At 73.8% G+C, this 19840-nt stretch carries 16 protein-coding genes, 1 tRNA gene, 1 other RNA gene and 2 pseudogenes; 7 read left to right on the forward strand and 13 right to left on the reverse strand.

Annotated features, from left to right (window positions below; translation table 11 throughout):
- Positions 1 to 2551: bifunctional [glutamine synthetase] adenylyltransferase/[glutamine synthetase]-adenylyl-L-tyrosine phosphorylase (locus tag KHA85_RS11470; protein ID WP_308936936.1), on the reverse strand; the 2551-nt coding region annotated here is incomplete at its 3' end.
- Positions 2552 to 2562: 11 nt separating this feature from the next.
- A complete protein-coding gene (gene glnA / locus KHA85_RS11475) occupies positions 2563 to 3903 on the reverse strand; it encodes a type I glutamate--ammonia ligase (protein ID WP_007632775.1) in 1341 nt (446 codons plus the stop codon).
- Between the two features lie 200 nt (positions 3904 to 4103).
- On the opposite strand from glnA, the gene panB reads away from it, so the two are divergent.
- The gene (gene panB, locus KHA85_RS11480; protein ID WP_007632778.1) at positions 4104 to 4985 is read left to right on the forward strand and encodes a 3-methyl-2-oxobutanoate hydroxymethyltransferase; all 882 of its coding nucleotides are present in this window, start codon (positions 4104 to 4106) and stop codon (positions 4983 to 4985) included.
- Positions 4986 to 4987: 2 nt separating this feature from the next.
- On the forward strand, positions 4988 to 6001 hold the full coding sequence (gene pip, locus KHA85_RS11485) for a prolyl aminopeptidase (protein ID WP_213185885.1): 1014 nt from the start codon (positions 4988 to 4990) through the stop codon (positions 5999 to 6001).
- A 45-nt stretch (positions 6002 to 6046) separates the two neighbouring features.
- Here the strand turns inward: pip and KHA85_RS11490 are convergent.
- Positions 6047 to 6864, reverse strand: a pseudogene (locus tag KHA85_RS11490) (SDR family NAD(P)-dependent oxidoreductase).
- Positions 6865 to 6926: 62 nt separating this feature from the next.
- Positions 6927 to 8438, reverse strand: coding sequence for a flavin-containing monooxygenase (locus KHA85_RS11495; protein WP_007630416.1), 1512 nt, complete (start codon positions 8436 to 8438; stop codon positions 6927 to 6929).
- Between the two features lie 117 nt (positions 8439 to 8555).
- On the opposite strand from KHA85_RS11495, the gene KHA85_RS11500 reads away from it, so the two are divergent.
- Positions 8556 to 10145, forward strand: coding sequence for a CYTH and CHAD domain-containing protein (locus KHA85_RS11500; RefSeq protein WP_213185886.1), 1590 nt, complete (start codon positions 8556 to 8558; stop codon positions 10143 to 10145).
- A 67-nt stretch (positions 10146 to 10212) separates the two neighbouring features.
- Here the strand turns inward: KHA85_RS11500 and KHA85_RS11505 are convergent, their stop codons facing one another.
- The 6 genes and pseudogenes from KHA85_RS11505 to cobC form a co-directional block, all read right to left on the reverse strand.
- A complete protein-coding gene (locus tag KHA85_RS11505) occupies positions 10213 to 10386 on the reverse strand; it encodes an SPOR domain-containing protein (protein WP_213185887.1) in 174 nt (57 codons plus the stop codon).
- A gap of 80 nt (positions 10387 to 10466) precedes the next feature.
- Positions 10467 to 10898: RNase P RNA component class A (gene rnpB / locus KHA85_RS11510), an RNA gene on the reverse strand.
- Between the two features lie 81 nt (positions 10899 to 10979).
- Positions 10980 to 11633: pseudogene (locus KHA85_RS11515) on the reverse strand (histidine phosphatase family protein); the annotation flags it as partial.
- Complete coding sequence (locus KHA85_RS11520; RefSeq protein WP_213185889.1) at positions 11624 to 12355, reverse strand: zinc ribbon domain-containing protein; 732 nt, start codon at positions 12353 to 12355, stop codon at positions 11624 to 11626. The pseudogene KHA85_RS11515 and the gene KHA85_RS11520, both read right to left, overlap by 10 nt.
- Before the next feature lie 11 nt (positions 12356 to 12366).
- Positions 12367 to 13524, reverse strand: coding sequence for a Nif3-like dinuclear metal center hexameric protein (locus tag KHA85_RS11525; protein WP_213185890.1), 1158 nt, complete (start codon positions 13522 to 13524; stop codon positions 12367 to 12369).
- Positions 13521 to 14630 carry an Rv2231c family histidinol phosphate aminotransferase CobC gene (gene cobC, locus KHA85_RS11530; protein ID WP_213185891.1) on the reverse strand — a complete coding sequence of 370 codons (1110 nt, stop codon included), beginning with the start codon at positions 14628 to 14630 and terminating at the stop codon, positions 13521 to 13523. Before cobC ends, KHA85_RS11525 begins: the two co-directional genes overlap by 4 nt.
- A gap of 75 nt (positions 14631 to 14705) precedes the next feature.
- Between cobC and KHA85_RS11535 the strand changes: the two genes are divergently transcribed.
- The 4 genes from KHA85_RS11535 to KHA85_RS11550 are packed head-to-tail and all read left to right on the forward strand — an operon-like array spanning position 14706 to position 18118.
- A complete protein-coding gene (locus tag KHA85_RS11535; RefSeq protein ID WP_213185892.1) occupies positions 14706 to 15374 on the forward strand; it encodes an HAD hydrolase-like protein in 669 nt (222 codons plus the stop codon).
- Entirely contained in the window at positions 15364 to 15840 is a 477-nt protein-coding gene (locus KHA85_RS11540) for a low molecular weight protein-tyrosine-phosphatase (RefSeq protein WP_063974078.1), read from the forward strand. Before KHA85_RS11535 ends, KHA85_RS11540 begins: the two co-directional genes overlap by 11 nt.
- 51 nt (positions 15841 to 15891) lie before the next feature.
- A complete protein-coding gene (locus KHA85_RS11545) occupies positions 15892 to 16896 on the forward strand; it encodes an SURF1 family cytochrome oxidase biogenesis protein (protein ID WP_213185893.1) in 1005 nt (334 codons plus the stop codon).
- Positions 16897 to 16939: 43 nt separating this feature from the next.
- Positions 16940 to 18118 carry an RCC1 domain-containing protein gene (locus tag KHA85_RS11550; protein ID WP_213185894.1) on the forward strand — a complete coding sequence of 393 codons (1179 nt, stop codon included), beginning with the start codon at positions 16940 to 16942 and terminating at the stop codon, positions 18116 to 18118.
- Between the two features lie 15 nt (positions 18119 to 18133).
- On the opposite strand, the gene KHA85_RS11555 is transcribed toward KHA85_RS11550, so the two are convergent.
- The 3 genes from KHA85_RS11555 to KHA85_RS11565 form a co-directional block, all read right to left on the reverse strand.
- Entirely contained in the window at positions 18134 to 19165 is a 1032-nt protein-coding gene (locus tag KHA85_RS11555; protein ID WP_213185895.1) for a CobD/CbiB family cobalamin biosynthesis protein, read from the reverse strand.
- A gap of 4 nt (positions 19166 to 19169) precedes the next feature.
- Positions 19170 to 19242 (reverse strand) — tRNA-Val (locus KHA85_RS11560).
- A 99-nt stretch (positions 19243 to 19341) separates the two neighbouring features.
- Entirely contained in the window at positions 19342 to 19776 is a 435-nt protein-coding gene (locus tag KHA85_RS11565) for a DUF3052 domain-containing protein (protein ID WP_007628241.1), read from the reverse strand.
- Positions 19777 to 19840 lie beyond the last annotated feature (64 nt).

The following is a 19840-nucleotide window of genomic DNA, read 5'->3' on the forward strand; positions in this document are numbered from 1 at the left end:
ACGCCCGCAGGAGCGCCTGCAGCTCCCAGGTGTCGGCCCAGGTGGAGTAGTAGGCGCGGTAGGAGGCCAGGGTCCGCACGAGGGGGCCGTTGCGCCCCTCGGGGCGCAGGTCGGCGTCCAGGTCGAGTGGGGGGTCCGACGACGGCGAGGACAGCAGCCTGCCCACCCGTTCGGCCACCTGCGTGGCCCACCGGACCGCCTCGTCCTCACCCGTGCCGTCGGTGGGCTCGCACACGATCATCACGTCCGCGTCCGAGCCGTAGGACAACTCGTCCCCGCCGAGTCTGCCCATCCCGATGTAGGCGATCCGGGCCGGCGCGCGGCCGTCGGTGGGCATCATGTCGCGCACCACGGCGGCGAGTGCCGCCTCGAGCACCGCACGCCACACGGCCGTCAGGCGCCTGCCGACGTCGGGCACGGAGATCATGCCCAGCACGTCGGCGGCGCCGATCCGCGCCAGCTCCGCGCGCCGCAGTGACCGGGCGGCGGCGATGACCCGCTCCGGCGTCGGGTGCCGGGCCGCGGACGCCGTGAGTGCCGAGGCGATGTCCGAGACCTTGGACGCGACCAGCAGGGGCCCCTCCGCGCCGTCGGTGAGGTCGGGGATGACCTCCGGGTTCCGCATGAGCAATCCCGCGACGAACGCCGACGTGCCCAGCACCCGGACGAGGCGGCGGGCCACGATGCTGTCGTCCCGCAGCGTGCGCAGGAACCAGGTGACCTCCTCGTTCTCCTCACACAGCCGGCGGTAGGCCAGCAGCCCCGCGTCCGGGTCCGGCGTGTCGGCCAGCCACTCCATGAAGGTCGGCAGCAGCAGCGCCTGGATCCGGCCCCGGCGGCTGCTCTGCCCCGCGAGCGCCCGCAGGTGCCCGAGCGCGTTGCGCGGGGCGGCGAACCCGAGCGCTGCCAGCTGTCGCTCCATCGCCTGAGGGCTGAGCGAGAGCGCCTCGGCGTCGTAGGACGCGATCGAGTCGAGCAGCGGACGGTAGAACAGCTTCGAGTGCAGGCGGCGCACCCGGCGGCGCAGCTGACGCAGGCTCTGCCGCAGCACCTGGGAGGCGTCGTTCGGCCCGTTCGGCCGGATGTGCGCCGCGCGGGCCAGCCAGCGGTACGCCTCCTCGTCGTCGTCCTCCGGGAGCAGGTGGGTGCGCTTGTACCGCTGGAGTTGCAGGCGGTGCTCGAGCAGGCGCAGGAATTCGTACGCCGCGACCAGCTCGGCGCCGTCCTCGCGCGCGATGTATCCGCCGTCCCGCAGTGCGGCCAGCGCGTCGACAGTGCTGGTCACGCGTAGGTCCTCGTCCGTGCGGCCGTGGACCATCTGCAGCAACTGGACCGCGAACTCCACGTCGCGCAGTCCCCCGCGGCCCAGCTTGAGCTCGCGCTCCCGCAGCGCCTCGGGCACGTTCTCCTCGACCCTGCGGCGCATCGCCTGGACGTCGTGGACGAAGTCGTCGCGCTCGGCGGCGGTCCACACCATGGGGTGGACGATGTCGTGGTACTCGGTGGCCAGCGCCATGTCACCGGTCATGGGGCGGGCCTTGAGGAGCGCCTGGAACTCCCAGGTCTTGGCCCAACGCCTGTAGTAGGCCGCGTGCGAGTCGACCGTGCGCACCAGCTCACCGGACTTGCCCTCGGGACGCAGGGCGGCGTCCACCTCGAAGAACGCCATCGACCCGATGCGCATCATCTCCCCCGCCACGCGACCCGTCTTGGCGTCGGCGGGCTCCGCCACGAAGATCACGTCGACGTCGGAGATGTAGTTGAGCTCGCGCGCGCCGCCCTTGCCCATCGCGACCACGCCCAGCCGCGACGGCATCGGTCCGCCCGGGTAGACGGTGGCCACGGCCACGGCGAGCGCCGCGGTCAGGGCCGCGTCGGCGAGGTCGGACAGCCGCCGCCCCACCTCGGCGAACGCCAGTCGCGGCTCGTCGTCCTCCACCGCCGCCGCCACGTCGTGGGCGGCCAGCAGCGCCACCTGGTCACGGTAGGCCGTGCGCAGCACCTTCACGGCCGCGCCGCCGGTGATCCCGGCGCGGTAGGTCCCCGCCGCGCACAGGTCGTCGCGCTGGGTCGGCTCGGGCGCGCCCTCCACCGGGTCCTCGGGCACGGCCTCGACCGCACCGAGCATGGCCGCCGCGACCTCCTGCGGCGAGGGCAGATCGGCGCGCAGGAGGGTCCAGCGGGTCGGCTCGGCGACGAGGTGGTCCCCCAGCGCGCTCGACGACCCCAGCAGGCCGAACAACCGCGCACGCAGGCGGGGGTCCGAGCGCAGGGCGGAGTCCAACGCGTCCGCGCCCGACCCTGTGCCCGCGGCCGCGGCACCGTCGCCCGCGGCCGCGCCGTCGCCCGCGGCGACGAGCGACTCGCGCAACCGCACGAGCGCACCCAGCGCCAGATCGGGGTCCGGGGCCCGGGACAGCGCCCACAGCACCGGCACCGCGTCGTCGTCGTCCCACCCCAGATAGTCAAGCCAGTCGGCGGCACGGTCGTCGAGCAGGCCGAGCCGCCCGGGGCTCGGCAACCTCGGGCGGGACGAGTCCCTGCTCACGATGCCGCCGCCGGTCACAGGTTGAGGTAGTTGCGCAGTTCGTACGGGGTCACGTCGGTCCGGTACTCGCGCCACTCACGGCGCTTGTTCCGCAGGAAGAACTCGTAGACGTGCTCGCCGAGCGCCTCGGCGACCAGCTCCGACTCCTCCATCGCGTCCAGCGCCTGCTCGAGGCTGCCCGGCAGGTCGGTGTAGCCCATCGCGCGGCGCTCACGGCGGCTCATGGTCCACACGTCGTCCTCGGACTCCGGCGGCAGTTCGTAGCCCTCCTGGACGCCCTTGATGCCGGCGGCGAACATCACCGCGAACGCCAGGTACGGGTTGCACGCCGAGTCCGGGCTGCGGACCTCGATGCGGCGGGAGGACGCCTTGTTGGGCGTGTACATGGGCACCCGCACCAGTGCCGAACGGTTGGCGCGGCCCCACGTGGCCGCAGTGGGCGCCTCGCCGCCACCGATGAGTCGCTTGTAGGAGTTGACCCACTGGTTGGTCACGGCCGAGAACTCGGGCGCGTGCGTGAGGATGCCGGCGACGAACGACTTGGCGGTACCCGACAGCTGGTACTCGTCGTCCGGGTCGTGGAACGCGTTGGAGTCGCCCTCGAACAGGCTCATGTGGGTGTGCATGGCCGAGCCGGGGTGATCGCGCAGGGGCTTGGGCATGAACGACGCCCACACCCCGTTGTTCATGGCCACCTCCTTGACGATGTAGCGGAACGTCATGATGTTGTCCGCCATGCTCAGGGCGTCGGCGTAGCGCAGGTCGATCTCCTGCTGCCCCGGCGCGCCCTCGTGGTGGGAGAACTCCACCGAGATGCCCATGGCCTCGAGCGCCTCGATGGCGTGGCGCCGGAAGTGCGGGGCGGTGTCGTGCACGGCCTGGTCGAAGTAGCCGCCGTTGTCCGTGGGCACCGGCTCGGCACCGTTGGTGTCGAGGTCCTTGAACAGGAAGAACTCGATCTCCGGGTGCACGTAGCAGGAGAAGCCGAGGTCGGCGGCCTTGTTGAGCTGGCGCCGCAGCACGTGGCGCGGGTCGGCCCAGCTCGGGCTGCCGTCCGGGTTGTAGATGTCGCAGAAGATGCGCGCCGAGTGCTGGCCGCCGTCGGCGTGCGCCCACGGCAGGACCTGGAAGGTCGACGGGTCCGGCTTGGCGACCGTGTCCGCCTCGGACACGCGGGAGAACCCCTCGATCGCGGAGCCGTCGAAGCCGATGCCCTCGCCGAAGGCCCCCTCGAGCTCGGCCGGCGCCACTGCCACGGATTTCAAGGTGCCGAGCACGTCCGTGAACCAGAGCCGGACGAACCGGATGTCGCGTTCCTCGAGGGTCCTGAGAACGTACTCCTGCTGGCGGTTCATGTCTCCAACCTAGTGCCTGCCGTGTGACGGGCGTGAGTCATCCCCTCGGACAGACGCGGGCCGACCCCGGGTGACTGCTCGTGGCAGACTCGACCGCGACACCGCGCGGCGGCCGCCGCGCGAGACGTCACCGCCCCCCTGTCCCACCCGGGGACCGGCCCCGGCCGGCCTCGAGGCACCGAAGGAAGGCCACACACCTCATGAGCGACACCCCCGACACCCCGGTCTACGGCTCCGGCGCCGCCCCCGGGCAGACGCCGACAGGCACCGGCGGGAAGGAGGGCCTGACGCGGGTCACGCGCCTGCACCACCTCGCCGAACTCAAGGCCGCCGGCGAGCCGTGGCCGATGCTCACCGCCTATGACTTCGTCTCCGCGCGCCTGTTCCAGGAGGCGGGGATCCCCGTCCTGCTGGTGGGTGACTCCGCGGCCAACGTGGTCTACGGCTACGACACGACCGTCCCGGTGACGGAGGACGAGATGATCCCGCTCGTCCGTGCCGTCACCCGGGGCGCGCCCAAGGCGCTGGTCGTGGCGGACCTGGTGTTCGGCAGCTACGAGGCCTCGCCCACCCAGGCCGTGGCCGCGGCGACCCGCATGCTCAAGGAGGGCGGTGCCCAGGCGGTCAAGCTCGAGGGCGGCGTGCGGATGGCGCCGCAGATCCGCGCGATCGTCGACGCCGGCATCCCCGTGATGGCCCACGTCGGCTTCACCCCGCAGTCCGTCAACGGGCTCGGCGGGTTCCGCGTCCAGGGCCGCGGGGACGCCGCCGAGCAGCTGCGCGCCGACGCCCGTGCCGTCCAGGAGGCCGGCGCGTTCTCCGTGGTCATGGAGATGGTGCCGGCCGACCTCGCCCGCGAGGTCACCGCGGAGTTGGAGATCCCGACCGTGGGGATCGGCGCCGGCAACGGTTGCGACGCCCAGGTCCTCGTCTGGCAGGACATGGCCGGCCACAGCACCGGCCGGACCGCCAAGTTCGTCAAGCGCTACGCCGAGCTGGCCGACACGCTGCGCGAGGCCGCCCGCGAGTACGGCACGGAGGTCCGTTCGCGGGCCTTCCCCGGCGCCGAGCACTCTTTCTGATCGTGGGAGCCCCCGCGATCGGCACCGACCGGGGCGGCGCGCGCCGCGCCCCGTACCCGGAGATCGACCCGTACGAGACGGGCTTGCTCGACGTGGGCGACGGACAGCGTCTGTACTGGGAGTGCTCCGGCAACCCGGACGGCGCTCCCGTGCTCTTCGTCCACGGCGGGCCGGGCGGGGGCACCGACCCCGCGCACCGCCGCATGTTCGACCCGGCCGTCTACAGGATCATCCTGGTGGACCAGCGCGGGTGCGGGCGCAGCACGCCGCACGTGGCCGACGGCGCGGACCTGTCCGTCAACACGACGTGGCACCTGGTGGCTGACCTCGAGCGGCTGCGTGAGGCGCTGGGCGTCGACCGCTGGCTGGTGTTCGGCGGCTCGTGGGGCTCGACGCTCGCGCTCGCGTACGCCCAGCAGCACCCCGACCGGGTCCGCGGCCTGGTGCTGCGCGGGATCTTCCTGTGCCGCCCGAGCGAGATCGACTGGTTCTACCGAGGCGGTGCCGCGCACCTGTTCCCGGATGTGTGGGAGGGCTACCTCGCGCCGCTCGTCGCCGCCGACGGCGCCGAGGCCGTCCACGGGCCCGGTTACGACCACGTCGCGGCCTACCACCGTCTCCTGCACTGCGGCGATCCGGGGCTCGAGCTGGAGGCCGCCCGGGCGTGGACGACGTGGGAGACGTCCACGTCCACCCTGCTGCCCCGCACGGTCGGCAAGGGCGGGGATCCGGACCGGTTCGCGCTGGCGTTCGCGCGCATCGAGAACCATTACTTCGTCAACGACGCGTTCCTGACCGGTCGGGCGATCCTCGACCGGATGGACCGCATCGCCCACCTCCCCGGCGTGATCGTCCACGGGCGCTACGACGTGGTGTGCCCGGTGGCCAACGCGTGGGAGCTGCACGCGGCGTGGCCGGGTTCCGAGCTGCACATCGTGCCGGACGCCGGGCATGCGATGGCCGAGCCGGGCACCACCCACCACCTGCTCGAGGCCACGGACGCGTTCCGCCCCTGACCCGCCGGCGCGCCGGCGGCCGGGGCCGCGCGAGCGAGCGCCGGCTCAGACCACCCCGAACCGGCGCGAGGCCGCGACCGTCGCCTTCTGGTAGCCGGCCGGGAACAGCCTCACCAGCACGTCGAGGACGTGCGCGTCCGCCCCGACCAGCACGCGGGGGCGGCGCCGCTCGACGCCGTCGAGGATGACGCGCGCGGCGGTCGAGGCCTCCGTGCGGGCGAACTTCGTGTCGAAGATGGTGGCGAAGTCGGCGCTGTCGAGCCCCTCGGCCGCGCCGGCGCTGCGGGCGACGGCGGTCTTGATGCCGCCGGGGTGCACGCAGGTGACGTCCACTGGGTGACCGGCCGCGAGCATCTCCATCCGCAGCGACTCGGTGAACTGCTGGACCGCCGCCTTGGCCGCGTTGTAGGCGTTCTGCGTGGGCACGGACAGGAACGCGAAGATGCTGGAGATGTTGACCAGTGTCCGTCGCCGGAGGCGATGAGGTGCGGGAGGAACTCCTTGGTGCCGTGCACGACGCCCCAGTAGTCGACGTCCATGACGCGCGCGATGTCCTTGTAGGAGGACCGTTCGACGGTGCCGGTGAACGCGATGCCGGCGTTGTTGATCACCAGGTGGACCACGCCGTAGTGCTCGGCGACCTGTCCGGCGTACTCGGCGACCAGGGCCTGTTCGGTGACGTCGAGGCGCTGCGAGTGCACGTCGCCGGCGCCGTCTCCGCGGGCCAGCTCGACGGTGCGGGCCAGGCCGTCCGGGTCGATGTCGCTCAGGGCGAGTCGCGCGCCGCGTCGGGCGGCCTCGCGCGCCAGCTCGCGTCCGATGCCGGAACCGGCGCCGGTGACGACGACGACCTTGCCGTCCATCCGCCAGCGGCGCGTGTCGGCCCGTCCGCGCCGGGGGCGGGGCAGTCCGGCGCCGCGGGCGCTCACCGCAGGGCCCCCTGCCCGGTGGGCGTCGCGGCCGAGAGCTCGGCGGCGCTCTGCCGGTGGTAGGCGCTCAGGTCGAACTCGCGGGTCTGCCGGCGGAAGGCGAGCGTGAAATCCGGCCACACGGCCGGGGCGTTGCCCTTGTCGTCGAGGTACCAGCTCCGGCAGCCGGTCACCCAGACGGTCTCGCCGGTGTGCTCGCGCAGCTCGCGGTTGTACGCCTCCTGGACGGCCTCGCGGACCTCGACGGTCTGCAGGTCGTGGTCCCGCATGGTGCGCAGCGCGTCCACGAGATAGTTGAGCTGGGATTCGATCATGTAGATCATCGACGAGTGCCCGAGGCCCGTCGCAGGGCCGACCAGGACGAACAGGTTCGGGTAGCCGGCCACCGTGGTGCCCTTGTAGGCCTCCATGCCCTCGCTGCGCCACTTCTGCGCGAGGGTGCGGCCGTCGGCGCCGCGGACGCGCTCGAAGAACGGCGAGTCGGTGACGTGGAAGCCGGTGGCCACGACCAGCACGTCGGCGGGGTGCTCGACGTCGTCGGCGGTGACGACCCCGCTCTCGGTGACGCGGGCTATCGGCTCGGTCACGAGGTCGACGTTGTCCCGGCCGAGCGCGGGGTACCAGGTGTTGGAGAGCAGGATGCGTTTGCAGCCGATCTCGAAGTTCGGGGTGACCTTCTCCCGCAGGGTCCGGTCGCGGACCTGCATCGCGAGGTGCGCGCGGCCGAGCGCCTTGATCGGGGCCAACGCGGCGCGGGTGCGGGTCAGCCCCACCACCTGGAACTCGCGGCTGGCGTACTGCAGGGCCCGGACGGCCTTCTGCAGGCCGGGCACCCGGCGGTACAGCGACCGCTCGAGGCGCGGGTAGGGGCGGTCCATGCGGGGAAGGACCCAGGGCGCGGTGCGCTGGTAGACGTCGAGGTGACGCACCGTCGGCGCGATGGACGGAACCACCTGGATGGCCGAGGCCCCGGTCCCGATCACCGCGACGCGGCGGTCGGCCAGCGGGACCGAGTGGTCCCAGCGGGCGGTGTGGAAGAGGTCGCCCGCGAAGTCCTCGATGCCGTCGATCTCCGGCAGCCTGGGCTCGCACAGGGCCCCGACCCCCAGGACGACCACGCGGGCGTCGTACTCCCCCGCGCTCGTGGACACCGACCAGCGTCCGCGGTCGGCGTCGTACTCGACGGCGGTGACGTCGACCCCGAAGCGGATCTTCTCGCGGACCCCGGTCTCGGCGGTGACCCGACGGATGTAGTCGTAGATCTCCCCCTGCGGGGAGAACGCCCGGGACCAGTCGGGGTTGAGGGCGAACGAGTAGGAGTAGAGGTGGGACGGCACGTCGCACGCCGCACCCGGGTAGCTGTTGTCGCGCCACGTCCCGCCGACGTCGTGGCCGCGCTCGAGGACCACGAGGTCGTCGAACCCCTCCTGCGAGAGCCGGATCGCCGTGCCGAGGCCGGAGAACCCGGCCCCCACGACGAGGACGTCGACCACGTTCGGCTGGTCCACTGCTTCTCCCAACGACGAGTGTGTGATCTGCAACGCTCCCGATCTTACCCGCAAGTAAGTCCCGATTGGGGTGCAGCACGGCGGGCGGTGTTCACCGACAACTGGTACAACCGGTCCATGACGATCAACGAGACCGTCGAGGTCGAGAGCAAGTTCGAGGTCGACGACGACATCCCGGCGCCCTCCGCCGACGCGTTCGCGCCGCTCGTCGCCGACGGCCCGGACGAGTACGATCTCTCCGCCGTCTACTACGACACCGACGATCTCTCGCTCACCCGGCACAAGGTGACGCTGCGCCGCCGCACCGGCGGGGACGACGAGGGGTGGCACCTCAAGCTGCCCGCCCACGCCGGCCGTATCGAACTGCAGGCCCCCCTCGGCGACGAGGTCCCGGACGAGTTCATCGCCGCGGTCGCCGGGCTGGTCCGTCGCCGTCAACTGGCGCCCGTCGCCCGGATCGACAACCTCCGGCGGGTCCACACGCTGCGGGACGACGACGGGGCCGCGGTGATCGAGTTCTGCGACGACCACGTCTCCACCGAGGCCTTCGTGAACGGCGGGTCCGCGGCCACGTGGCGGGAGTGGGAAGCCGAGATCGTCGATCCGTCGCGACCCGACGGCCACGCCCATCTCGCGGCCGTCGCCGCCGCGTGCACGGACGCCGGGGCCACCACCTCGTCGTCGTCCTCCAAACTCGCCCGCGCGATCGGACCCCTACCGGACGCCGGTGACGAGGGCGTCTCTCCCGTCCGTGACGCCCTGGCGCGCGACCTGGGGAAGCTGCTCGACCATGACCCGGCCGCCCGGCGCACCACCATCGTGGGCGTCCACCAGATGCGCGTGGCTGTCCGCGGGCTGCGCAGCACCATCAGCACCTACGCCGCCGAGCTCGAGGCCGACGTCGCCGGCACCGATCTCGACCTGCCCGGGCTGCTCGCGGAGCTCAAGGTCCTCGCCGCCGTTCTGGGCAAGCTCCGCGACATCCAGGTGGTCGACGAGCGCCTCGAGGAGGTGGCCGCCGGATACCCCGAGGACGTGGTGAGCCCGCAGACCCGGCAGCGCCTGCGGACGGAACTCGACGCCGAGGCCCGGCGCGCGGGAGAGCGGGTCACCTCGGCCCTGCTCTCCGACCGGTACATCGACCTGGTCGACCGGCTCCACGAGCTGGTCCGCGTCGCCGGCGGAACCACGGCGAAGGGCGGCAAGAAGACGCGCCGCGAGGCCGAGGAACTGCTGCTGAGTGGCGTCGACCGCCAGTTCAAGAAGTTCACCAAGGCCCGCACCCGCACCGAGCGCGACCTGGCCGAACTCGACCTCACGCTCGCCGAGCGGGAGGAACTCACCCACGTCGTCCGCAAGCGCGCCAAGGCCCTGCGGCGCAACGTCAACGCCCTGTCCGGGACGGACGAGCTCACCGTGGCACCGCTGCGCGACGCCTGTCAGCGCCTGCACACCGTGCTCGGGGACGTGCAGGACAGCGTGACGGCCCGGCAGTGGCTACGCCGGATCGCCCGCCGGGCCGAGACGGCTCACGAGTCGACCTTCGGGTTCGGGGTGCTGTTCGAGCACGAGCGCGGCTTCTCCGAGCACGCCCTCGACGGGTTCGAGAGCGACGCCGCGGCGGTCACGGCCGCCTACCGCGAACTGTCGGAGTCACGGCGCGCGGCGCGCAAGCGCCGGAAGAAGGGCAAGAAGAGAAAGAAGTAGGGCGGCGAGAAGAGTCGCCGGGGCCTGCTCGACGCGGTCGACGCCCGCGCGGGGTCGCCGAGCCCGGTCAGTCCTTCTCGTCCTCGGCGTCCCACGCCTCGTTGCGGGCCTTGACCTTGGCCAGCGCCGCCTCCGCCTCGGCGCGCGTGGCGTACGGGCCCATCCGGTTGTCCCAGTTGGTCACCTTGCCCTGCAGTGCCTGACCTGTCGCGATGTCGTAGTACCACTGCTCTTCCGACACGGCGGACCTCCTCGGATCGACGGGCTGGGCGTGCACCCATGACCCTACTAGCGGCGGCCCGACAGCGGATCGGGGCGGGGCGAACGAGCCGGCCTGTAAGCCGGATCCTGTGCCCACCGCGTGCGGCGGGCGACGGCCATCCATCTGGGCACACCGTCACCGGGTACCTCGAGCGGTCCACCCGCGGACTCGGGCGAGCAACCCTCCCCGTGCGTCACCGCACGTCCATCCGCGCAGTCGCACCGCCAGCGGTGCGACCTTCGACCTTGCTCCGGGCGGGGTTTACCGAGCCACCCCGGTCACCCGGGGTGCTGGTGCGCTCTTACCGCACCGTTTCACCCTTACCGCGCCGGCGTGGGCGCGGCGGTCTGTTTTCTGTGGCACTGTCCCGCGGGTCGCCCCGGGTTGCCGTTAGCAACCGCCCTGCTCTGTGGAGTCCGGACTTTCCTCGGGCCGGGGCCTGGCCACCCGTGGGCGCCGGTTCCCCTGTCCGCGGCCGTCCGGCCGACTCGTTCGCCGCCCAGTCTAGTCCCCGGCACCCATCGACCGAGCCGCGGCGTCGACCGAGTCGCGGCGTCGGCGGACGGGCCGCGTCAGTCGAGGTGCGAGGTGTCGTTGACCAGGTGGACCGACGTGGGCCCGTCGGCGTAGAAGCGCACATCGGAGACCGAGGCCAGGTCGAGGTGCAGGCGGAACAGCAGCTCATCGCCGGCGCCGAGTCCTGCACGGATGGCCAGCTTGATGGGGGTGACGTGGCTGACCACCGCCACCACCTGCCCGGGACGCTCGGAGACGATGCGGCGTAGGCCCCGTTCGACGCGCTCCCGCACCACCTCGAAGCTCTCGCCCCCCGGCGGCGGGACAGAGGTGTCGCCGAGCCAGCGGGAGTGGGTGTCGGGGTCCTGCTCGGCGGCCTCGCGGAACGTCAGCCCCTCCCACCGGCCGAAGTCGGTCTCGATGAGGTCGTCGTCCGCGATCAGCGGCACGCCGGCGGCCTCGGCGGCGCGCTCGGCGGTGCCCAGACACCGACGCAGCGGCGAGGACACCACGGCGGCCAGGTCCGGCAGGGCGGCGAGCCGCCGGGCGGTGCGTTCGGCCTGGGCCAGGCCGAGGTCTGTGAGCTCGGGGTCGCCCTGGCCGGAGTACCGCCGGTCGACCGAGAGGGCGGTCTGGCCGTGTCGGGCCAGGACGATGCGGGTGGGCCGGCCGGTGGCGCCCGTCCAGCCGGGACCGGCGCTCACTGGTTGCCGGTACGGACGACGATCACGCCGCATTCGGGGCAGGTGAGCACGTCGTCGGCGGGAGCGGACCGGAACGCGGCCACGGTGCTGCGGTCCAGGTCCATCGCACAGGCCGAGCACCGGCCGCCGTTGAGGATGGCCGCCCCGACCCCGGCGTTCTCCGCGCACCGGGCGTAGAAGTCGAGGAGGTCGGTGGGGATCCCCTCGGCCTCACGCGCCCGCTCGGCCGTCGTGTCGGTGACCGCGTCCTCGAGCTCGGCCAGCGCGGTGTCGCGCAGTGTCCGCGCCATGCCGATGCGCGCGTCGAGGTCGGTGACGATCGCCCCGGAGTGGCGGACGTCGGCCTCCATGGCCTCGTGGCGTTCGCTGAGTTCGCCGAGTTCGGCCTCGAGCGCGTCCTGCCGGCGGGCCAGCGAGCGCAGCTCGTAGTCCAGCTCGGTGGACTGGTGCTCGGACAGGCTGCCGGAGGCCAGCAGGTCGGAGTCGTGGGCGCGGCGACGGCGGACGGCGTCGAGGTCCGAGCGCAGCTTGGCCAGGGCGCGATCGAGGTCCTCGAGGTGGATCCGGGCCCGGGCGACGGACTCCGTGGCGGCGCGGCGCTCGGCCGTGAGCCCGTCCAGCGTCTCCTGCTCGGGCAGGTGCTCTCGCCGGTGGGCGAGACCGGCCAGGCGCAGGTCGAGGTCGGCGATGTCGACGAGTCGACGCTGGTGGTGGGGATCGGCCTTCATGGGAGCCAAGACTACCGCTGCCCGCGCGCTCCCCCGGCGGCCACCGTCCACGGATCGGTCCGCAGGTCGCACACGCTCGCGGTGACCCCGGCGCCCTCCTCGAGCAGGGCCGCGGCCTGCGCGCACCACGGGAACTCCAGCGCCCAGTGGGCGGCGTCGACGAGCATCGGCCCGCCCTCGCGCAGGTGCTCGTCCACGACGTGGTGACGCAGGTCCCCGGTGAGGTAGACGTCGGCGCCGGCCGCACGGGCGGCGCCGAGCAGCGAGTCACCGGATCCGCCGCACAGGGCGACGCGCCGGACCTCGGCCTCCGGGTCGCCGGCGGCCCGCACCCCCCACTCGGTGGCGGGCAGACGGTCGGCGACGAGGCGGGTGAACGCGGCGAGGGTGGTGGGCTCGTCGAGGTCGCAGAGCCGGCCGAGCCCGGTGTCCTCCGGCCCGGGGCCGGGCCCGGCGTGGTTGACGAGGACGTCCATCGCGGGCACCTCGTACGGGTGCCCGGCCACGACGGCGCGCCGGACCGCGGAGCGCAACTCGGGCGGGGCCACGAACTCGACGCGGGTCTCCGAGACCTGTTCGGGCTCGCCGATGCTGCCGATCGTCGGGTCGGTGCCGTCGCCGGGCCGGAACCGCCCCGTGCCGCGCACGGAGAACGAGCACTCGGTGTAGCCGCTCATCCGTCCGGCCCCGGCGGCGAACACCGCGTGCAGGAGGTCGTCGAGGTCGTCGTCGGGCACGGTCACCACCCACCGGTCGACGGTGCCGTCGCCGGTCGGTGCCAGGGGGGCGCCGGCGGTGAGACCGAGCGCGTCGGCGAGGGCGTCGTTGACGCCGGGTCGCGCGGAGTCGGCGTTGGTGTGCGCGGCGTACAGCGCGCACCTGCCGGCGATGAGGCGGTGCAGCAGACGTCCCTTGGGCGTGTCGGCGGCCACGGAGTGCACGCCGCGCAGCAGCGGCGGGTGGTGGACGAGCAGCAGATCGGCGCCCTCGGCGAGGGCGTGGTCGACCACGGCGTCGGTGGCGTCCACGGCCACGACGACGCGCGAGACCTCGGCGGCGGGGTCACCGGCGACCAGGCCGACGCGGTCCCACGACTCGGCCAGGCGCGGCGGGTAGGCGCGCTCCAACAGGTCGATCACGTCGGCCAGGGTGGGCCTGCCGGTGGTCATGCTCGCTCCCCTTCCAGTCGGTTCCGCGCCGCGCCGGCCTCCGCGTGCCAGGCGCCGACGAGTTCGTCCACCATCGTGCCCGGCCGCACGGCCAGCCGCAGGTAGGTCGCGTCGAGGCCGGGGAACGTGTCGCAGCGGCGGGTGACGACGCCGCGTCGCACGAGGCCGTCCCGGAACGCCTTCGGGTCCACGCCCGGCGGGGTGCGGACCAGCACGAACGGCGCCGACGGGGGCACGGCCACCTCGATCCCGGCGGCGTCGAGGGCCCCGACCATCGCCTCCCGTTCCGCCGCGACGGCGACGCGAAGGCGGGCGAGCTCACCGTCCGCGTCCGCCCCGACGCACGCCCGGATCGCCTCCAGTTGGAGCGTGCCCAGCGGCCAGTGCGGTCGGTGTGCGGCGAGGTCGGCCAGCACGGCGGGTTCACCGACCGCGTACCCCACGCGCAGGCCGGCCAGCGCCCACGTCTTGGTCAGCGATCGCACCACGACCAGGCCGGGCAGGTCGGCGCCCGCGAGGGAGTGCCCTGCCTCGTCGTCCACCACGTCGCAGAACGCCTCGTCCACCACGGTGACTCGCCCGGGACGGCACAGCGCCGCGACGGCGGCGCGGGGGTGCAGCACCGACGTGGGATTGGTGGGATTACCGACGACGACGAGGTCCGCGTCCCCCGGGACCAGGGCCGGGTCGAGACGGAACGGGTCGGGCAGGAGGACGCGCTCGACTCCGACGCCGGCCCGTCGCAGCTCCAGCTCGGGTTCGGTGAAGGACGGGTGCACCACGGCGGCGCGCAGGCGGTGCCGGGCCGCGTGGCCGGCGAGGAGGTGGAACCCCTCCGACGCCCCGCCCAGGAGCAGGACGCGCTCGCGCGGCACCCCGTGACGGGCGGCCACGGCCGAGACGGCGGCCTCGTCGTCGTCGCCCCCGGGATACCCCCCCAGGTCGGCGAGGCGCGCGGCCAACCTGTCGCGCAGCCACGTCGGCGGCCCCGACCCGCGCACGTTGACGGCGAAGTCCAGGGCGCCGGGGACCAGCTCGGCGTCCCCGTGGTGACGCAGCGCCGCCCACGACGGCTCGTCGGCGCGGACCCCGGTCGCTTCGGTCATGCCCGAAGCCTAGGACGGCGGCCCCGTCACCCGACCGCCGCCGGCCCGCGTCCCCTCCTCTGGGAGGATGGCGGCATGACCGACCGCCCGCTCCTCCTCGTGGACCTCGACGGCACGATCACCGACTCCCTCGACGGCATCGCCCGATCGCTGCACCACGCTCTCGACGTCGTGGGCGCCCGCTGGGACACCACCCGCGACATCCGCTCGATCGCCGGGCCACCCATGATCGACACCCTCGCCTCGCTCGGCCTGGCCGGCGCCGACCTCGACCGCGCGATCGACGCCTACCGCGAGCGGTACGACGAGGTCGGCTGGCGCGAGAACGCCGTCTTCACCGGCATGGACACGCTGCTGAACCGCCTGGCCGTGGACGGGTACCGGATGGCCGTGGCCACCAGCAAGGACCAGAACGCCGCCCGCAGGATCCTCGGCCACTTCGACCTGCTCGCGCCGTTCGAGTTCGTCGGCGGCGCCGACATCGGCGTGGGGCGGCTGGCCAAGGCCGACGTCGTCGCGCACTCCCTCGCCGCGATGGGGGTCGAGCCCGTGCCCGACGCCGACGGCGGCACGGACGGGGTGCTGATGATCGGCGACCGCGAACACGACATCGACGGCGCCGCCCGGTACGGCATCCCCACCGCCATCGTGCGCTGGGGCTACGGCCGGCCCGAGGAGTGGGACAGGGCCCGCTGGTCGGCCGTCGACACCGCAGCACTGGAGGAGATCATCCGTGGCTGGTGACCGCACGGTACGAGTGGTGTTCGTCTGCACGGGCAACATCTGCCGCTCCCCCATGGCCGAGGTCATGGCGCGGCACGAGTTCGACGAGGCCGGGCTCGGCGACCGGGTGAGGGTCTCCAGCGTCGGCACCGGCGACTGGCACGTCGGCCACGGCATGGACCCGCGCGCGGCGTCCGAGCTCGCGGCCCACGGCTACGACACCGCGCACGTGGCCGCGCAGCTGTCCGACGACGACCACGACGCCGACCTGCTCGTGGCGCTCGACAGCGGCCACCGCGACCACCTCCTGCGCGCGGGCGTCGACCCCGACCGGGTCCGCCTGTTGCGCGCGTACGAACCCGGGGCCGACGGCGCGGACGTGGCCGACCCCTACTACGGCGACGACAGCGGTTTCACCCGTACGCGCATGCAGATCTCGCGCGCCCTGCCCGGCCTGGTCGCCGAGGTGCGCGAGCTGCTGGGGTAGCCGCCACCACCGCGGCGGTGCCCCGCCCCGCCCGACCGATATCCTGGGAGCATGCGGATCCTGCGGCGCTTCCTGACCCCCGGGTGGGTGATCGGGGTTCTCGCCGCGATCCTGTTCGCCTGGGCGTGCTTCGCGTTCCTCGCCCCGTGGCAGCTCGGCAAGAGCGATGACCTCGAGGCCCGCAACGCCCGGCTGGTCGAGTCCGTCGAGGCCGAGCCCGCCCCGCTCGACGAAGTCGTGCGCGGCCCGCAGGACTACGCCGAACGCGAGTGGCGGCTCGTGACCCTCGACGGCCGGTGGGAGCCGGACTCCGAGGCCCTGCTGCGGCTCCGGTCGGTCGACGGCGAGCTGGTCTACCACGTCCTGACCGTATTCGACCCCGTCGACGGGCCGGATCTCCTCGTCAACCGCGGCTACGTGCAGGTGGGAGAGAACAACGCCGTCCCCGACTACCCCGCGGCGCCCGCCGGCGAGGTCGGGATCACCGCCCGCGTGCGCGTCGCCGAACCCGGCCAGGCCGATCCCGTCGAGCTCGACGGCCGTCCCGCGGTCCGCGTCGTCGACCCGGCCGTCATCGGCGACACCCTCGGGCACGACCTCCGGCCCGCCGGGTACCTGCAGCTGACCGGCGACCAGCCCGGCTCGCTCACCCCCGCGCCGATCCCGGGCATCGAGAACGGGCCCTACCTGTCCTACGGCCTTCAGTGGCTCGCCTTCGGCGTCCTCGCCCCGGCCGCCCTCATCTACTTCGCATGGGCCGAGATCCGCGCGCGGCGCCGCGACGACGACGCCGGGCTCGCCGACCGCACGGCGGACGCCGGTGATGCCGCGTCGGGCGGTGGCCCGGACGGCGACGCCGGCTACGCCGACTCCGGCGTCGACGGGGGTGACGGCCCGGCCCCGAGGAGCGGCGTCGGAGTGTCGGCCGCGGACGACGAGGCCCGGGCCGACGACGAGGTCTCGGCCCGCGAACGCGCGATGCGCGCGCGTTACGGCGACCGCGACGCCGCCGAACAGCGGCGCGCGTTCCGCCGCGCCGACCGCCTGCGGAGCTGACGAACCGCTCGACAAGCGCCCCTCGCCCCAGCAGAATCCGGGGATGCGAATCCCGCGGCGCGCCGTCACCGTGACCACCGCCGTCTGCCTCGCGCTGGGCGGGACGACCGCGTGCAGCCCCGCCGACCGCGCCGTCCTCTTCGCGTCCGCCTGCTCGGACTCCACCGCTTTCCCCACCGCCCCCCGCCACGAGCCCGGACAGGCCCACCTCATCGGTCAGGTGATCCGGAGCGGCCTGCCCATGGGCCCAGTCCCCGGGTGGGACGACGTCGTCTCGGTCGCCGACGCCGGCACCACCCTGGCCGCCGTGCACGCCGGCGGGACCGTCTCCGTGGTGGGCGTCGACCACGACGGCCTCCTCGCCGGAACGGCCGGCGGCGCCGGGCAGACCCTGCTGCCGCGCCGTGTGCCCGGGATCTCGGACGCGATCTCGGTCGCCGCCGTCGGGTCGGCGTTCCTCGTCACCCACGCGGACGGCACGGTGTCCGGCTGGGGCGACTCGTTCATCGCCTCCGGCGGTCTCCGGGGCGACTCCCCGGTCCGCACGACCCCGGCCGCGGTGCAGGGCGTCGACGAGGTGGTCTCCGTCGCCGACGGCTCCCTCAGCGCCCTCGCCCTCCGCTCGGACGGTGGTGTCCTGGGCTGGGGCGTCAACCTCACCGAGATCCTCGGTGAACCGCCCGGGACCACGGTCCGCCGGATCCGCGACGTCCCCGGGGCGGTCAGTGTGGCCGACGCGAGCGGGGCCGCGGTGATCGCCACCGCGACGGGCGAGGTGTGCGCCTGGGGCAACAACGTCCACGGCCTGCTGGGCGTGGAACCGCGCGGCGGGCAGACCAACCGGCCCGTCCGCGTGGACGGCTTCGGTGACGCCGAGGTCGTGCAGGTGGCCGGCGGCCAGCACTTCGCGCTGGCGCTCGATTCGGCCGGCACCGTCTGGACCTGGGGACGCACCGTCACGGGGATCCTCGGCGACGGCACGACCGACGACACCGTCCTCACCTCCCCGCGGCCGGTGCCGGGGCTGCCGCCCCTGCGGTGGGTCGGGGCGAGCGAATCGTCCCCCTACGGGATCGACGGCGCCGGCGCGCTGTGGTCCTGGGGCCGCGGCCCCGTGCGCTCGCCGGAACCCGCCCGCGACACCCGACCCCGGCGCGTCCCGCTGCCCGGGCCGGCCCAGACCGTCACTGGCGCGCTCGTCCTGCTGGCGCCGGGCGACTGACCCGCGGTGCCCGGCTCAGTCAGTTGACCCGCGGGCTCCGGATCGGTCGCCGCGCGCGCCCGCGGCGGCAGCGCACACGGCGGCCGCCGCGGCGCCGATCTGCACCGCCCGCATGAGCCGGACGGCCCGCCGGATGTCGACGGGGCGCGGCGCGGGGCCGTCACCGAGGCCTGGCCGCTGCTCCGTCCCGTACGGGTACGGAGTGGGCCCGCCGAGCCGGACGCCGAGCGCTCCCGCACACGACGCCTCCGCCACGCCGGCGTTGGGACTCGGGTGGGACGACGCGTCCCGACGCCAGGTCCGGATCGCCTCCGCGGGCCGCCCGCCCACGACCGGGGCTACGGCCGCGGTCAGCAGGCCCGCGAACCGGGCGGCCGGCCACCCGAGCACGTCATCGAGACGAGCCGACGCCCAGCCGAAGTCGACGTAGCGCGGTGAGCGGTGCCCGACCATCGCGTCGAGCGTGTTGGCCGCCCGGTGGGCCGCCGCCCCGGCGGGGCCCGCGACACCGGCCCAGAACAGCGTGGCCACCGCGGCGTCGGAGGTGTTCTCCGCGACCGATTCGACGACCGCCCGCGCGAGTTGGCCGGCGTCGAGAGCCCCGGGCTCGCGGCCGCACAACCACGGGAGCAGCCGCCGCGACCCGTCGATGTCGGACCGGTCGAGCAGCTCCGCCTGGCGACGGGCGATCCGGAGGAGAGAGGTCCCGCCGAGGCAGGCCCACACGGTGGCCGCCGTAGTCGCCACACGCAGGGCGGGCCTGGCGGCCACGGCCGTGTCGAGACCGCGCGCGGCGGCCGTCACCCCGCCGACGAGCACGACGGTGAAGACGACACCGCGGGCCCGGACGGCGACGCGGCCCGCCGTCGCGTCGTGGGCGCCTGCGGCCGCGTGGGCGTCGACGGCGTCCGCGGGCGGGTGGAGCAGTCCCTCCACGCGCGAGGCCACCGCGCCGAAGCCGGCCACCGGATGCCACCTCGAGGGGTCGGCCAGCGCCGCGTCGACGAGGAAGCCCAGGGCGATGCCGCAGGCGCGAGAGGTGTCCATGGGGTGCGCGCGGAGGGAATCGAACCCCCGACCGCTGGTGTGTAAGACCAGAGCTCTAACCGCTGAGCTACGCGCGCGTACGCCAGCGCCTCACGGGCGCCGGCGCGGCTCAGAGTATCCCACCGGGGGCCGCGCCTCCCCGCGGGGCGGGCGCGGAGCTCCGGGGACTCTCAACCCTACTTACGCGGCATGCTGTTCTTGCGGAGGGCGAGCCGGCTGCCGACCCAGTCCCCGATGGCCGCCGTCCGGGTCTGGAGCATCCCCGCGGTCTGGGCGGACTCCGCGATCACGGCGGGCTCCACGTGACCGTCACGCCCCGTTTTGGGGGTGAGGACCCAGACGGACCCCTCGTCCGCGAGCGGCGTGACGACGTCCATCAGCCGATCCACGAGGTCCCCGTCACCGTCCCGCCACCAGAGCAACACCGCGTCGACCACCTCATCGGTGTCCTCCTCCAGCAGCTCCGATCCGACGGCGTCCTCGACGGCCTCGCTGATCGACTCGTCGCAGTCGGAATCCCATCCGACCTCCTGAACGAGCATGCCCTCCGTCAGATCGAGCTGACCAGCGACCTGGTCCGCTCCGTCCTGCTGGTTCGCCGCGGCGACCACCGTGGTGTTCCTCCCTCTGTTCCGAGTAGTCCATCGAGGTAGTTCATCGAGGACTTTCGCTGAC

This window comes from Dietzia massiliensis, assembly GCF_018390595.1.
Lineage (GTDB): Bacteria > Actinomycetota > Actinomycetes > Mycobacteriales > Mycobacteriaceae > Dietzia > Dietzia massiliensis.

Bases quoted from the DNA above. Each gene is read 5' to 3' on its own strand.
- glnA (WP_007632775.1), bottom strand. From the start codon at position 3,903: ATGAACCGCCAGCAGGAGTACGTTCTCAGGACCCTCGAGGAACGCGAC.
- panB (WP_007632778.1), top strand. From the start codon at position 4,104: ATGAGCGACACCCCCGACACCCCGGTCTACGGCTCCGGCGCCGCCCCC.
- KHA85_RS11500 (WP_213185886.1), top strand. From the start codon at position 8,556: ATGACGATCAACGAGACCGTCGAGGTCGAGAGCAAGTTCGAGGTCGAC.
- KHA85_RS11520 (WP_213185889.1), bottom strand. From the start codon at position 12,355: ATGAAGGCCGATCCCCACCACCAGCGTCGACTCGTCGACATCGCCGAC.
- KHA85_RS11525 (WP_213185890.1), bottom strand. From the start codon at position 13,524: ATGACCACCGGCAGGCCCACCCTGGCCGACGTGATCGACCTGTTGGAG.
- cobC (WP_213185891.1), bottom strand. From the start codon at position 14,630: ATGACCGAAGCGACCGGGGTCCGCGCCGACGAGCCGTCGTGGGCGGCG.
- KHA85_RS11535 (WP_213185892.1), top strand. From the start codon at position 14,706: ATGACCGACCGCCCGCTCCTCCTCGTGGACCTCGACGGCACGATCACC.
- KHA85_RS11545 (WP_213185893.1), top strand. From the start codon at position 15,892: ATGCGGATCCTGCGGCGCTTCCTGACCCCCGGGTGGGTGATCGGGGTT.
- KHA85_RS11550 (WP_213185894.1), top strand. From the start codon at position 16,940: ATGCGAATCCCGCGGCGCGCCGTCACCGTGACCACCGCCGTCTGCCTC.
- KHA85_RS11555 (WP_213185895.1), bottom strand. From the start codon at position 19,165: ATGGACACCTCTCGCGCCTGCGGCATCGCCCTGGGCTTCCTCGTCGAC.